We start from the raw sequence: 12,140 nt of genomic DNA, 5'->3' as shown, positions 1-12,140 counted from the left end.
TAAGGGGTCACCATCCTCCCGCACCCGACCGGCTCGCGCGCACCCGGTTTCGCTACAGGCCGAGACCGCGGCCGATGATCTCCTTCATGATCTCGGTGGTGCCGCCGTAGATGGTCTGGACCCGGCTGTCCAGCCAGGCCTTCGCCACCGGGTACTCCAGCATGAAGCCGTAGCCGCCGTGCAGCTGCACGCAGCGGTCGGCCACCTTGTTCTGCAGCTCGGTGGTCCACCACTTGGCCTTGGCCGCGTCGGTCACCGAGAGCCGGCCGGCGTTGTACTCGGCCACGCAGTGGTTCACGAAGGTCCGCGCGATGGTGACCTCGGTGTCCAGCTCGGCCAGGAGGAACCGGTTGTGCTGGAACCGCCCGATCGGCCGGCCGAACGCCTCCCGCGAGCGGGCGTAGTCGAGGGTGAGCGCGAGCAGCTTCTCCGCCGCGGCCACCGCGGCCACCGCGATGCTCAGCCGCTCCCGCGGCAGGTTGGCCATGAGGTGGTAGAAGCCGTGGTTCTCGGTGCCGATGAGGTTCTCCGCCGGCACCCGGCAGTCGTCGAAGAACAGCTCGGCGGTGTCGTTGGCCTTGAGGCCGACCTTGGCCAGTCGCCGGCCCCGGCCGAAGCCGGGCGTGCCGGTCTCCACCACGATGAGGCTCACGCCGTGCGCGCCCTGGTCGGGGGCGGTCTTGGCGACCACCACCACGAGGTCGGCCAGCTCGCCGTTGGTGATGAACGTCTTCTGCCCGTTGAGCACCCAGCTGTCGCCGTCGCGTACCGCGCTCGTGCGGATGCCGGCCAGGTCGCTGCCCGCGCCCGGCTCGCTCATCGCGATGGCGGTGACCAGGTCGCCGGAGCAGAAGCCCGGGAGCCAGCGCTTGCGCTGGTCGTCGGTGGTCAGCTCGGTCAGGTACGGGGCCACCACGTCGTTGTGCAGCCCGAAGCCCAGCCCGGTGCAGCCGGCCGCGATAATCTCCTCGTCGAGCACGGCGTTGAACCGGAAGTCGCGCTGCCCGCCGCCGCCGTGCTCGGGGTCCACGTCCATGCCGAGCAGCCCGGCCGCGCCCGCCCGGCGCCACACCTCGCGGTCGACGATCCCGTCGGCCTCCCAGCGCTCGTGGTGCGGCACGGCCTCCCGGGTGAGGAACTGGCGGCACAGGTCCCGGAATTCCTGGTGGACGGGTTCGTAGAGATGCTGCTCCATGGCGACGAGTGTGCCCGCCGGGGCGGCCGCCGGGAAGGGGCGTCCGGCAAGGCAAACCGCCATCAGCTCTTGACGACGCTATCCGTCGCGGCTCTATTCTCACGGCACGATTTCCGTGGACTCTGGTCCGCTGGCGCAACGTTAACCGTAGGACTGAGGAGCGCCCATGTCAGCCGGGTCCGCCACCCCCGCCGTCTCCCTCCGCGGACTGTGCAAGTCGTTCGGCGCGGTGGAGGCGGTGGCCGGCGTCGATCTGGACATCGCCGACGGCGAGTTCTTCTCGATGCTCGGGCCGTCCGGCTCGGGCAAGACGACGGTGCTCCGCATGATCGCCGGGTTCGAGCCGCCGACCGCCGGAAGGGTGCTGCTCGGCGGGCGTGACGTCACCCGGCTGGCCCCGTTCGAGCGGGACGTCAACACCGTCTTCCAGGACTACGCGCTGTTCCCGCACATGACCGTGCAGCAGAACGTCGAGTACGGGCTGCGGGTGCGCAAGGTGGGCCGCGCCGAGCGCCGGGCCCGGGCCACGGAGGCGCTGCGGGGCGTACGGCTCGACGGTCTGGCCGACCGGCGACCGGCCGCGCTCTCCGGCGGGCAACGGCAGCGGGTGGCCCTGGCCCGCGCGCTGGTCGTCCGGCCGAAGGTGCTCCTGCTCGACGAACCGCTCGGCGCGCTGGACCTGAAGCTGCGCGAGCAGATGCAGGTGGAGTTGAAGGCGCTCCAGCGGGAGGTGGGCATCACCTTCGTCTTCGTCACCCACGACCAGGAGGAGGCGCTCACCATGAGCGACCGGGTGGCGGTCTTCGAGAACGGCCGGATCGCCCAGGTGGGTACGCCCGCCGAGGTCTACGAGCGGCCCGCCACCCCGTTCGTCGCCGGCTTCGTCGGCACATCCAACCTGCTCAGTGGCGACGTGGCCCGCTCGGTGCTCGGCCGCGACGGCACCTTCTCCATCCGGCCGGAGAAGATCCGGCTCGTGGGCCAACCGACGGCTCCAGGTCGCGGCGCGGCGTCAGACGCGCCCGAGCTGGAGTTGTCGACGGCCACCGACGAGGAGACGTCGGCCACCGGCAGGGTGGCCGAGGTCGTCTACGCCGGGGCGAGCACCCGGTTCGTCGTCGACCTCGACGCCGGCGCCCGGCTGGTCGTGACGCAACAGAACCTGACCACCTCCTCGGCCGACGTGGCGGCACTGCGCGGCACCCCGGTCCGCCTGGCGTGGCGCACCGAGCACGCCGTGGCCGTACCTGTCCCCGCCGTACCGACCCCCCTTGCGAAGGAGAGCGCTAATGCGTACCGGTAGAAACCTCACCGCGCTCGCCGCGGTCGGCCTGCTCGCCCTGACCGGCTGCGGCGACGGCGGCACGGCCACCGGCGGCTCCGGCCCGGGCGGCATCAAGCCGCCCAGGATCGACAAGCTCGCGGCGCTGGGCGCCGGCGAGGGACAGGTCAACGTCGTCGCCTGGGCCGGGTACGTGGAGGACGGCTCCACCGATCCGAAGGTGGACTGGGTCACCGACTTCGAGAAGCAGACGGGCTGCCAGGTCAACGTCAAGGTCGCCGGCACCTCCGACGAGATGGTGACCCTGATGAAGACCGGCGAGTACGACGTGGTCTCCGCCTCCGGGGACGCCTCGCTGCGGCTGATCTACGGGGGCGACGTCGCCCCGGTGAACACCGACCTGATCAGCAACTACAAGGACGTCTTCGACGGGCTCAAGCTGAAGCAGTGGAACTCCGTCGACGGGGTGGCCTACGGCGTCCCGCACGGGCGCGGCGCGAACCTGCTGATGTACCGCACCGACGTGGTCAAGCCCGCCCCGACCTCGTGGGGCGCGGTGTTCGACGCGAACTCGCCCTACAAGGGGAAGATCACCGCGTACGACTCGCCTATCTACCTCGCCGACGCGGCGCTGTACCTGATGAAGCACCAGCCGGAACTGGGCATCAAGAACCCGTACGCGCTGGACGACAAGCAGTTCGCCGCCGCCGTCGACCTGCTGAAGAAGCAGAACGAGCAGATCGGCGAGTACTGGTCGGACTACACCAAGGAGGTGCAGGCCTTCAAGGCCGGCAACTCGGTGCTCGGCACCACCTGGCAGGTCATCGCCAATCTGGCCACCGCCGACAAGGCCCCGGTCGAGGCGATCCTGCCCGAGGAGGGGGCGACCGGCTGGTCCGACACCTGGATGGTCTCCGCCAAGGCGAAGCACCCGAACTGCGCGTACCGCTGGATGGACCACATCATCTCGCCGAAGGCCAACGCGGCGGTCGCCGAGTGGTTCGGTGAGGCGCCGTCCAACAAGCTGTCCTGCGCCGAGACCGCCGACAAGAACCACTGCGCGACGTACCACGCCGAGGACGAGTCCTACTTCGAGAAGGTCTGGTACTGGAACACCCCGGTGCAGCAGTGCCTGGACGGGCGTACCGACGTGAAGTGCAAGGACTACGCGGCCTGGACCCAGGCCTGGACGACGATCAAGGGCTGAGGTGGCCACCTCCACGCTCGACCGGCCCGCGGGCGGCACCACCGCCCTCCGCGGGCCGGTCCGCCGGCTCTCGGCCTGGCTGCACCGGCACGCCGGGGTACGCCTCGCCGCCCTGCTCACCGCGCCGCTGTTCTGGCTGGTGATCGCCTACCTGGGTTCGCTGGCCGTGCTGTTCGTCTCGGCACTCTGGACGGTCAACGGGTTCACCGGGGAGGTCGTCCGCCAGCCCACGCTGGACAACTTCCGCACCATCGTCACCGACGAGGTCTACCGGACGGTCGCGCTGCGCAGCGTCGGCGTGGCCGCCGGGGTGACCGTGATCGACACCCTGATCGCCCTGCCGATGGCCTTCTACATGGCGAAGGTCGCCAAGCCCCGCCACCGACGCTGGCTGGTGGTCGCCATCCTCACCCCGCTCTGGGCCAGCTACCTGGTCAAGGCGTACGCCTGGCGGGTGCTGCTGGCCAACGGCGGGCCGGTGGACTGGCTGTTCGGCGGGCCGGGCAGCGGCCCGGGGTACGGGCTGGGCGCGACCGTACTGGTGCTGGCCTACCTCTGGCTGCCGTACATGATCCTGCCGATCTACGCGGGCCTGGAGCGGCTGCCCGACTCGCTGCTGGAGGCGTCGGCCGACCTCGGCGCCCGGGCGGGCCGGACGTTCCGCGCCGTGGTGCTGCCGGTGGTGGTCCCGTCGGTGATCGCCGGCTCGATCTTCACCTTCTCGCTCTCGCTGGGTGACTACATCACCGTGCAGATCGTGGGCGGCAAGACGCAGCTCATCGGCAACCTCGTCTACGTCAACATCGGGGCGGCGAACAACCTGCCGTTCGCCGCCGCGCTGGCCACCATCCCGGTCCTGATCATGGTCGTCTACCTGGTCGCCGTACGGCGGTCCGGGGCCCTGGAGGAGTTGTGACGCTCTCCCGGTCGGCGCGCTGGCTGCTGCGCGGGGCGATGGCGCTCGGCCTGGCCTTCATCTACCTGCCGCTCTCCATCGTGCTGGTCAACTCGTTCAACGCCGACCGCACGTTCGCCTGGCCCCCGCCCCGCTGGACCACCGAGTGGTGGGTACGCGCCGGGGAGAACGCGGGCGCCCGGGAGGCGCTGTGGACGTCGGTCCAGGCCGGGCTGGGTGCGACCGGCGTCGCGCTGCTGCTCGGTTCCCTGGTCGCCTTCGCCGTGCAGCGGTACCGGTTCTTCGGTCGGGAGACCGTGTCGCTGCTGGTCGTGCTGCCGATCGCGCTCCCTGGCATCGTCACCGGCATCGCCCTGGACACCGCGTTCCGCTCGGTGATGGCGCCGCTCGGCGTCGGCAAGGGGCTCTTCTCGGTCATCGTCGGGCACGCGACGTTCTGCGTGGTCGTCGTCTACAACAACGTGCTGGCCCGGCTGCGCCGGTCGGGCGGCAACCTCCAGGAGGCGTCGGCCGACCTGGGCGCCGACGGCTGGCAGACCTTCCGGTACGTGACGTTCCCGGTGCTGCGCTCGGCGCTGCTGGCCGGCGCGCTGCTGGCGTTCGGGCTCTCCTTCGACGAGATCATCGTCACCACGTTCACCGCCGGTCCGGGCGTGCAGACCCTGCCGATCTGGATCTTCAGCAACCTGTTCCGGCCGAACCAGGCGCCGGTCATCAACGTGGTGGCCGCCGTGCTCATCGTCGCCTCGGTGGTGCCGATCTACCTGGCCCAGCGGCTCTCCGACACGGCCAGCGGCGGCCGCCTCTGAGCGCCCGCCGCCGCCCACGCTCCCCGGTGCGGGCGGCTCAGCCCCACCAGGTGGCGTCGGCCACCGGAATGAAGCCGAGCGAGTCGTAGAGCGGGCGGCCGGCGCGGGCTGCGGTGAGCGTCATGGGGGCGTCGCCGAACCGGGCGAGCACGCCGTGCAGCAGGGCGCGGCCCACGCCCTGCGAGCGGTGCGCGGGCAGGCTGGTCATCCAGTAGAGGCCGACGCCCTCGTCCCGGACGGTCAGGCAGGCCCCGGCCGGCGTGGCAGCCGGCCCGGTGGCGCCGGCGACGTCCCGGTGGACCAGGAAGAACCGAACCTCCGGCCGGTCCAGCAGGGCGCGCGGGAACGCCTGCCCCGGGCGGTAGGGCTGGAACGGCTCCAGCGGGAAGGCGTGCACCACCACGTCCTCGGCGACGGCCAGTTGGTGGTCGTGCTCGACCGGGGTGACCGGCAGCGACGGGTCGGGCACCGGCCCGGGGCGGCGGATCATCACCGGCAGGGTGCGCGGGGTCAGGCCGAGGTCGGCGAGGTCGAGGCACGCGTACTGGTCCTCGACGACGACCGGACCGGTCCGCCCGCGGACCAGCGCGGCCAGCGCGGCCCGGTCGTCCGGGGACGGGTCCGGGTCGCGCAGAAGGATCCGCAGCCCGGCGGGCGCGTCGCCCAGCACGGCGAGGAATCCCGGCCGGCGCAGCAGCCGGTGCCCGCGGCTCTCGGCGAGCGCCGTCCACATGGCGGCGGCGTTCCGGACGGACAGCTCAAGATCACTCGTCATGCCCTCGACGCTAGGGCCGCCGGCCGGCATCGTGCAGGTCCATTTCGCTGCCGTCGGGCTGGTCCGTTCCGGCGGGGTACGCCAGCATGGCGGGATGACCACGCTGACCGGAGAACAGATCGCCGACGAGCAACTGGACGGCTGGACCTACCTGCTGGGTGCCCTGCACACCCGCATCCGTACGCCGGACTTCGCGGCCGGGCTGTCCCTCGTGGACGCCATCGGCGCGGAGGCCGAGCGGCGGGACCACCATCCCGACCTGGACCTGCGCTACACCCACGTCGACGTGCGGCTCTGGTCGCACGACGCGCGCGGGGTCACCGACCGCGACGTCCGGCTGGCCCGGGCCATCTCCGCGCTCGCGGCCGAGGCCGGCCTGTCGCCGGCGCACACCGGCGTGTCCCGGCTCGAACTCGCCCTGGACAGCCCCGACTTCGCCGCCGTGCTGCCGTTCTGGCGGGCGGTGCTGGCCGGGGAGCACCTGGCCGGTCCCGGGTTCGGTGACGAGGTGCGGGATCCGGCCGGCGCGCTGCCCACGGTGTGGTTCCAGGAGTCCGGCCGCGAGGAGCCCCGCCAGCGTTGGCACCCCGACGTGTGGGTGGACCCGGTGGAGGTGGCATCGCGCATCGAGGCCGCGCTGGCCGCCGGCGGGACGCTGGTCGGCGATGCGGCGGCGCCGCACTTCTGGGTGCTCGCCGACTCCGACGGCAACCGGGTCTGCCTCTGCACCTGGCAGGGCCGCGACTAGCGCAGGGCGCGGGCGGCCACCTTCAGGTCCTTCACGAGCCCGTCGTACGCGACGTCCTGGTTGTCGGCGCGCAGCACCGCGGAGGGGTGGATGGTGGCCAGCAGCCGGGCGTCCGGTGCGTCGGCGACCTTTCCGGTGTTGTCGACCGGGACCCGGGCGAAGTCCTCCGGGTGCTGGGCGGCGGCCGGCCAGGGCAGCAGCTCGCCGCGCTGCTTCGTCACCCGGAAGGCCGGGCCGAGCAGGGCCTTGGCGGCGGTGGCGCCGAGCACCACCACGATCTCCGGGTGCAGCCGGGCGAACTCGGCCACCAGCCACGGCCGGCAGGCGGTGATGTGCACCCGGTCGGGCGTCTGGTGGATCCGCCGCTTACCGCGCAGTTCGAAGCGGAAGTGCTTCACGGCGTTGGTGAGGTAGATGTGGCCGGGGTCGATGCCGGCGTCGTCCACGGCCTTGCGCAACAGCCGGCCGGCCGGGCCGACGAACGGCAGCCCCTTCTGGTCCTCCATGTCGCCCGGCTGCTCCCCGACGAAGACCACCCGGGCGCTCTCGTCGCCCCGGCCGAACACCGTCTGAGAGGCGTCCCGGTAGAGCTCGCAGCCCCGGCAGCCGGCCGCGGCGTCGCGCAGCTCGTCGATGGTGTCCGCCTGCGGCGGGATGAACTCCTGGGCTCCGGGGGCGTTCTCAGTCTCGGCCATGCCAGCTTTATATACCGGTTTCGGCATCGACGCCGGATGCGCCCGGACCGCCGTCAGTAGCCGGAGCCGCCGCCACCGCCGCGCGAGGCCAGCGCGATCGCGATGATCACCAGAATGATCACGACTGCCGCCACGCCGATCCAGAGACCGGTCCGGGATCTGTTCGAAGCCATGCCACGCACCTCCCGGCCGCGGTTACCCGCGGGCGGCCCGGCCATGCCGCGGCTCAGGTGGTGAACCCGGCGGGCGCCGGCCGGACCGCGCGGGCCACCGCGTCGGCCAGCGGGCCGAGGTCGGCCTCGTCGAGCCGGCTGACGGTGATCCGCACGCCGGGCGCGGCCGCGATCCGGTTCAGCGCGCCGGGCGCCACCGACCAGCCGGCGTCCCGCAGGGCGGTGACCGCGACCGTCTCGTCCGGCACCGGCACCCACACGTTGATGCCGGTCCGCCCGTGCGCGGCCAGCCCGCGCGCCGCGAGGGCGTCGACCAGCCCGTCGCGCCGCCGCTCGTAGCTCTCCGCCGCGCGGCCCACCAGGCCGGCGGTGGCCGGATCGCGCCAGAGCGCCAGGACCAGGCGTTGCAGGACGGTGGAGACCCAGCCGGCGCCGACCCGGGCCCGGCCGGCCACCCGGGCCACGGTGGCCTCGTCGCCGGCGAGCACGGCGAGCCGCAGATCGGGGCCGTAGGGCTTGCTCACCGACCGGACGAAGGCCCACGCCGGGGTCGCCCCGGCGAGCGGGTGCAGGGGTACGCGGGCCAGCTCGGCGGCGTGGTCGTCCTCGATCAGCAGCAGGTCGGCGCGGCCGGCGAGGAGCGTACGCAGCTCGGCGGCCCGGCCGGCGGAGACCGCGGCGCCGGTGGGGTTCTGGGCCCGGCTGGTCACGATCAGCGCGCGGGCGCCGGCGGCCAGCGCGGCCCGGACCCCCGGCGCGGTGGGCCCCTCGTCGTCGACGGGCACCCCGATGGCGCGCAGGCCGAGCGCGGCGAGCAAATCGAGGAGGTTGGCCCAGCCCGGGTCCTCGACGGCGACCGCGTCGCCGGGGCGCAGGTGGGCGGCGAGCAGGCGCTCGATGCCGTCGAGCGCGCCACCGGTCACGGTGATCTCGTCGGCGGGCACCCCGTCGGCGGTGAGCCGGTCGCGGGCGGCGGCGGCCAGCTCGGGCAGGACGGCCCGCTCCGCGTAGCCGCCGGGGGTGCGGAACTCGGCGGCCAGCGCGGCCAGGTGCGGGCCGAGCGGCGGCAGCAGCCGGCTGTCGGGGTTGCCGGCGGAGAGGTCGCGCGTGCCGGGCAGCGGCGGGGGCAGCAGCGCGGAACGGCGGCTGGCCACCGGCGGCCGGGGGCGGACCCGGGTGCCGTGCCGGCCGGCCGTGACGACGAGGCCCCGCTGCCGCAGTTCCTGGTACGCCTTCCCCACGGTGGCCGGGCTGACGCCCAGCGCGGTGGCGAGGGAGCGGACGGCGGGCAGGGCGTCGCCCGGGGCGAGGTCGCCGGCCCGGATGCCGCTTTCCACACTCGCCGAAATCGCCGCCGACGAGGAGCCGCTGATCTGATAACGTGCTGCCACAGTTTGGCGATTGTACTAGAACAAAGGTGGGATGTCGCATGTACCCCCCGACCGAACGGACCACCGCCACCCGCATGCGGGGCCGGATGAGCTACGACGAGGCCGCCGCGCACGCCGTCCTGGACGAGGCGTACCACTGCACGCTCGGGTTCACCGTGGACGGCGAGCCGCGACTGCTGCCCACCCTGCACGTCCGCGTCGGCGACACCCTCTACCTGCACGGCTCCACCGGCAGCCGGCCGCTGCTCGCCGCCCGCGGCGACGCCGGCCTGCCGATCTGCGTCGCGGTGACCCACCTCGACGGGCTGGTCTTCGCCCGTTCCCAGTTCAACCACAGCGCCAACTACCGGTCCGTGGTCGCGCACGGCACCGCCCACCTGGTCACCGACGAGCGGGAGAAGCTCGCCGTGCTCACCGCGCTGGTCGAGAAGGTGGCCGCCGGGCGCAGCACCGACAGCCGGCCGCCGAGCCGGCGGGAGCTGGCCGAGACGGCCGTGCTGGCGCTGCCGCTGCGCGAGGTGTCGGTCCGCGCCCGGGCCGCCGGGGCCAACGACGATCCCGCCGACCGCGACCTGCCGTACTGGGCCGGGGTGGTGCCGCTGCGGCTCACCCCCGGCCTACCCGAGCCGGCCGCCGGGGTGACCGCGCCCGTGCCGCCGTACCTGCGGGCGGCGCCGTCGCCGTGGCTGGAGCCCGTGGTGCTGCGCGGCGAGCACGTCGTGCTGGAGCCGCTCGACGAGTCCCACGCCGAGGAGCTGTACGCCGCCCTCGACGACGAGGAGGTCTGGCGGTACGTCGGCAGCCCGCGCCCGGGCAGCGTCGCGGAGCTGGCGGACCAGATCCGGGCCGGGCTCGACGCCCACCGGCGCGGGGTGCGGATGCCCTGGGTGCAGCGCTGCGCGGTGACCGGCGCGGTCGTCGGCACCACCTCCTACTACCAGCCCGACCCGGAGCTGCGGACCGTGGAGATCGGCTACACCCAGCTCGGCCGGCCCTGGTGGCGCACCGGGATCAACACCGAGGCGAAGCTGCTGCTGCTCACCCGGGCCTTCGAGGAGCTCGACGCCATCCGGGTCACCTGGCAGACCAGCTCGCTCAACGAGCGCTCGCAGCGGGCCATCGAGCGGCTCGGCGCGGTCCGCGAGGGGACTCTGCGGTCCAACCGACGGCGCGCCGACGGCACCTGGCGGGAGTCCGCCCTCTACTCGATGCTCGCCGAGGAGTGGCCAAACGCACAGGTCACGCTGCGGGAACGGCTTCGCCCGGCGGCCCCTGTGGCGTCATGATGACCGGCGTGCTGGGGATCACCGACATCTGGACGTACGTGCTGGGCACCGTGGCGATCGTGCTGCTGCCCGGGCCGAACTCGCTCTTCGTGCTGTCCACCGCGGCGCGCCGCGGGGTGGCGGCCGGCTACCGGGCCGCCGGGGGCGTGTTCGTCGGCGACTCGGTGCTGATGATCCTCTCCGCCGCCGGGGTGGCGTCGCTGCTCAAGGCGTACCCGGCGCTCTTCCTCGTGGTCAAGTACGCCGGCGCCGCGTACCTCGGCTGGTTGGGGTTGAGCATGCTGCGCGGCGCGTGGCGGCGCTGGCGCGACCGCAACGACCCCGCGGCGCCGCGGCTCATCGACGCGGCGGAGCCGGCGGCGGTGCGCGACCCGTTCCGGCGGGCGCTGGTGGTCAGCCTGCTCAACCCCAAGGCGATCCTGTTCTTCATCTCCTTCTTCATCCAGTTCGTCGATCCCGGGTACGCCTGGCCGGCGCTGTCGTTCCTGCTGCTCGGGCTGATCGCGCAGGTGACCAGCGCGCTCTACCTGACCGCGCTGATCTTCACCGGCACGTTCCTGGCCGCCCAGTTCCACCGCCGGCGGCGGCTGGCCGCGACCGGCACCACCGCCGTCGCCGTGCTCTTCCTGGGCTTCAGCCTGAAGCTCGCCACGGCCTCGGTCTGACCCGGCCTCCCGGCGTGGGCGGCGGCCGGCATCAGGTTCCGTCGCTGCCTCCGCCGCCGCCCACGCCCGCGCCGCCGGCCGTGCCACCCAGGCCGTAGCCGGGCGCGACCGGCTCGTCCGGCGCGCGGCTGACGTGCGCGGACTCCCGGATCGCGGCGGACCATTCCTCGGGGGCGGCGGCCGCCGCGTGCCGGTCGATGGCCTTCCGTAGCCAGCCGTCCACGGTGGCGACCCAGTCCCGCCGGTCGGCGCCGGCGTGCCAGACCCGGAACCGGCTGATGCTCTGGTGGGTCACCCCGGCCAGGGAGAGCCGCCGGTCCATCCAGAGCAGCACCTCCAGGCCCGCCGCGTTGGTCACGAAGATCACCTCCAGCTCGGTGATCGGGCCGGCGTAGAGCGGGGCCACCCAGAACCCCAGCCGCTCGTACAGCGGGAGCGCCTGCTCCACCCCGGGCAGCCGCGCGTACTGGAGCCCGGCCTGCCGCATGAGGAAACCCAGGGTGTCCAGCGCGGCGAGGATGTGCTGCTGGGTGGGCAGCGGGTGGACGAACACCGGCACCATGGCGCCCTGGTCCAGGTCCGGGTCGACGGAGACCTCGGTGCGCAACCCGGTGCGCAGGCTCATGAGCGGCACCCCGCCGAACATGGTCACCGGGGTCTCCCAGGGCAGCGGGATCGCGAAGTCGACGGCCCGCCGCCGTCCGGCCGGCACCACGAACCGGCCGGCGATCGGCACCTGGTGGTACTGCACGAGCCGGCGCGGCGACTCCGGGTCCTCCGGCTCGGCCTGCGCGACCAGCCCGAGGCGGATGTGCCGGACGGCCACGTCGGTGCCGCCGGCCGTCAGGGTGACCCGGCCGGGCAGGCGCAGGCCGGGGCGGGTGCTCGGGTTGGGCAGCGTGGTACTCACCGACAGGCCGGTCCACACGGACTCCGACGACACCCCGGTCAGCCGCATGCCGCGGGCATTCCCACCGCCCGCTCCCCCATGCGAGCCG

At 73.4% G+C, this 12,140-nt stretch carries 12 protein-coding genes; 7 read left to right on the top strand and 5 right to left on the bottom strand.

Translation table 11 applies throughout. The annotated features are described in order from the left end of the window. Window positions 1-52: 52 nt before the first annotated feature. A complete protein-coding gene (locus GCE86_RS01845) occupies window positions 53-1,195 on the bottom strand; it encodes an acyl-CoA dehydrogenase family protein (protein WP_154225293.1) in 1,143 nt (380 codons plus the stop codon). A gap of 166 nt (window positions 1,196-1,361) precedes the next feature. Between GCE86_RS01845 and GCE86_RS01840 the strand changes: the two genes are divergently transcribed. Genes GCE86_RS01840 through GCE86_RS01825 form a run of 4 tightly spaced genes read left to right on the top strand, consistent with a single transcriptional unit; the run spans window position 1,362 to window position 5,409 of the window. Next, the gene (locus tag GCE86_RS01840; RefSeq protein WP_154225292.1) at window positions 1,362-2,498 is read left to right on the top strand and encodes an ABC transporter ATP-binding protein; all 1,137 of its coding nucleotides are present in this window, start codon (window positions 1,362-1,364) and stop codon (window positions 2,496-2,498) included. After that, window positions 2,485-3,684 carry an ABC transporter substrate-binding protein gene (locus tag GCE86_RS01835; RefSeq protein WP_154225291.1) on the top strand — a complete coding sequence of 400 codons (1,200 nt, stop codon included), beginning with the start codon at window positions 2,485-2,487 and terminating at the stop codon, window positions 3,682-3,684. Before GCE86_RS01840 ends, GCE86_RS01835 begins: the two co-directional genes overlap by 14 nt. Before the next feature lies 1 nt (window position 3,685). Then, window positions 3,686-4,600: an ABC transporter permease gene (locus GCE86_RS01830; RefSeq protein ID WP_154225290.1), complete on the top strand. Its 915-nt coding sequence runs from the start codon at window positions 3,686-3,688 to the stop codon at window positions 4,598-4,600. Continuing rightward, entirely contained in the window at window positions 4,597-5,409 is an 813-nt protein-coding gene (locus GCE86_RS01825) for an ABC transporter permease (protein ID WP_154225289.1), read from the top strand. The genes GCE86_RS01830 and GCE86_RS01825 overlap by 4 nt, the downstream gene beginning before the upstream one ends. A gap of 37 nt (window positions 5,410-5,446) precedes the next feature. Here the strand turns inward: GCE86_RS01825 and GCE86_RS01820 are convergent, their stop codons facing one another. Further along, window positions 5,447-6,184: a GNAT family N-acetyltransferase gene (locus GCE86_RS01820; RefSeq protein ID WP_163636816.1), complete on the bottom strand. Its 738-nt coding sequence runs from the start codon at window positions 6,182-6,184 to the stop codon at window positions 5,447-5,449. Window positions 6,185-6,278: 94 nt separating this feature from the next. On the opposite strand from GCE86_RS01820, the gene GCE86_RS01815 reads away from it, so the two are divergent. Further along, window positions 6,279-6,932, top strand: coding sequence for a 4a-hydroxytetrahydrobiopterin dehydratase (locus GCE86_RS01815; protein WP_154225287.1), 654 nt, complete (start codon window positions 6,279-6,281; stop codon window positions 6,930-6,932). Here the strand turns inward: GCE86_RS01815 and GCE86_RS01810 are convergent. Further along, window positions 6,929-7,627 carry a UdgX family uracil-DNA binding protein gene (locus GCE86_RS01810; RefSeq protein ID WP_154225286.1) on the bottom strand — a complete coding sequence of 233 codons (699 nt, stop codon included), beginning with the start codon at window positions 7,625-7,627 and terminating at the stop codon, window positions 6,929-6,931. The two genes, GCE86_RS01815 and GCE86_RS01810, sit on opposite strands and share 4 nt — an antisense overlap. Window positions 7,628-7,853: 226 nt before the next feature. After that, window positions 7,854-9,191, bottom strand: a complete 1,338-nt coding sequence (locus GCE86_RS01805) for an aminotransferase class I/II-fold pyridoxal phosphate-dependent enzyme (RefSeq protein WP_154225285.1) — start codon at window positions 9,189-9,191, stop codon at window positions 7,854-7,856. Between the two features lie 38 nt (window positions 9,192-9,229). On the opposite strand from GCE86_RS01805, the gene GCE86_RS01800 reads away from it, so the two are divergent. Both GCE86_RS01800 and leuE read left to right on the top strand, forming a co-directional pair. After that, window positions 9,230-10,477, top strand: a complete 1,248-nt coding sequence (locus GCE86_RS01800; protein WP_154225284.1) for a bifunctional pyridoxamine 5'-phosphate oxidase family protein/GNAT family N-acetyltransferase — start codon at window positions 9,230-9,232, stop codon at window positions 10,475-10,477. Then, complete coding sequence (leuE, locus tag GCE86_RS01795; RefSeq protein WP_154225283.1) at window positions 10,474-11,142, top strand: leucine efflux protein LeuE; 669 nt, start codon at window positions 10,474-10,476, stop codon at window positions 11,140-11,142. Before GCE86_RS01800 ends, leuE begins: the two co-directional genes overlap by 4 nt. 31 nt (window positions 11,143-11,173) lie before the next feature. On the opposite strand, the gene GCE86_RS01790 is transcribed toward leuE, so the two are convergent. Next, window positions 11,174-12,100, bottom strand: a complete 927-nt coding sequence (locus tag GCE86_RS01790; RefSeq protein WP_154225282.1) for a sporulation protein — start codon at window positions 12,098-12,100, stop codon at window positions 11,174-11,176. Window positions 12,101-12,140: the final 40 nt, after the last annotated feature.

Source organism: Micromonospora terminaliae (assembly GCF_009671205.1).
Classification (GTDB): domain Bacteria; phylum Actinomycetota; class Actinomycetes; order Mycobacteriales; family Micromonosporaceae; genus Micromonospora; species Micromonospora terminaliae.
The sequence above is the reverse complement of the archived record's forward strand: the minus strand, read 5'-3'. Positions and strand labels throughout refer to the sequence as shown.

What these genes read in the sequence shown, in the direction of transcription:
- GCE86_RS01815 (WP_154225287.1), top strand. Translation starts at nt 6,279, where the DNA reads ATGACCACGCTGACCGGAGAACAGATCGCCGACGAGCAACTGGACGGC.
- GCE86_RS01835 (WP_154225291.1), top strand. Translation starts at nt 2,485, where the DNA reads ATGCGTACCGGTAGAAACCTCACCGCGCTCGCCGCGGTCGGCCTGCTC.
- leuE (WP_154225283.1), top strand. Translation starts at nt 10,474, where the DNA reads ATGATGACCGGCGTGCTGGGGATCACCGACATCTGGACGTACGTGCTG.
- GCE86_RS01800 (WP_154225284.1), top strand. Translation starts at nt 9,230, where the DNA reads ATGTACCCCCCGACCGAACGGACCACCGCCACCCGCATGCGGGGCCGG.
- GCE86_RS01845 (WP_154225293.1), bottom strand. Translation starts at nt 1,195, where the DNA reads ATGGAGCAGCATCTCTACGAACCCGTCCACCAGGAATTCCGGGACCTG.
- GCE86_RS01840 (WP_154225292.1), top strand. Translation starts at nt 1,362, where the DNA reads ATGTCAGCCGGGTCCGCCACCCCCGCCGTCTCCCTCCGCGGACTGTGC.
- GCE86_RS01790 (WP_154225282.1), bottom strand. Translation starts at nt 12,100, where the DNA reads ATGCGGCTGACCGGGGTGTCGTCGGAGTCCGTGTGGACCGGCCTGTCG.
- GCE86_RS01820 (WP_163636816.1), bottom strand. Translation starts at nt 6,184, where the DNA reads ATGACGAGTGATCTTGAGCTGTCCGTCCGGAACGCCGCCGCCATGTGG.
- GCE86_RS01810 (WP_154225286.1), bottom strand. Translation starts at nt 7,627, where the DNA reads ATGGCCGAGACTGAGAACGCCCCCGGAGCCCAGGAGTTCATCCCGCCG.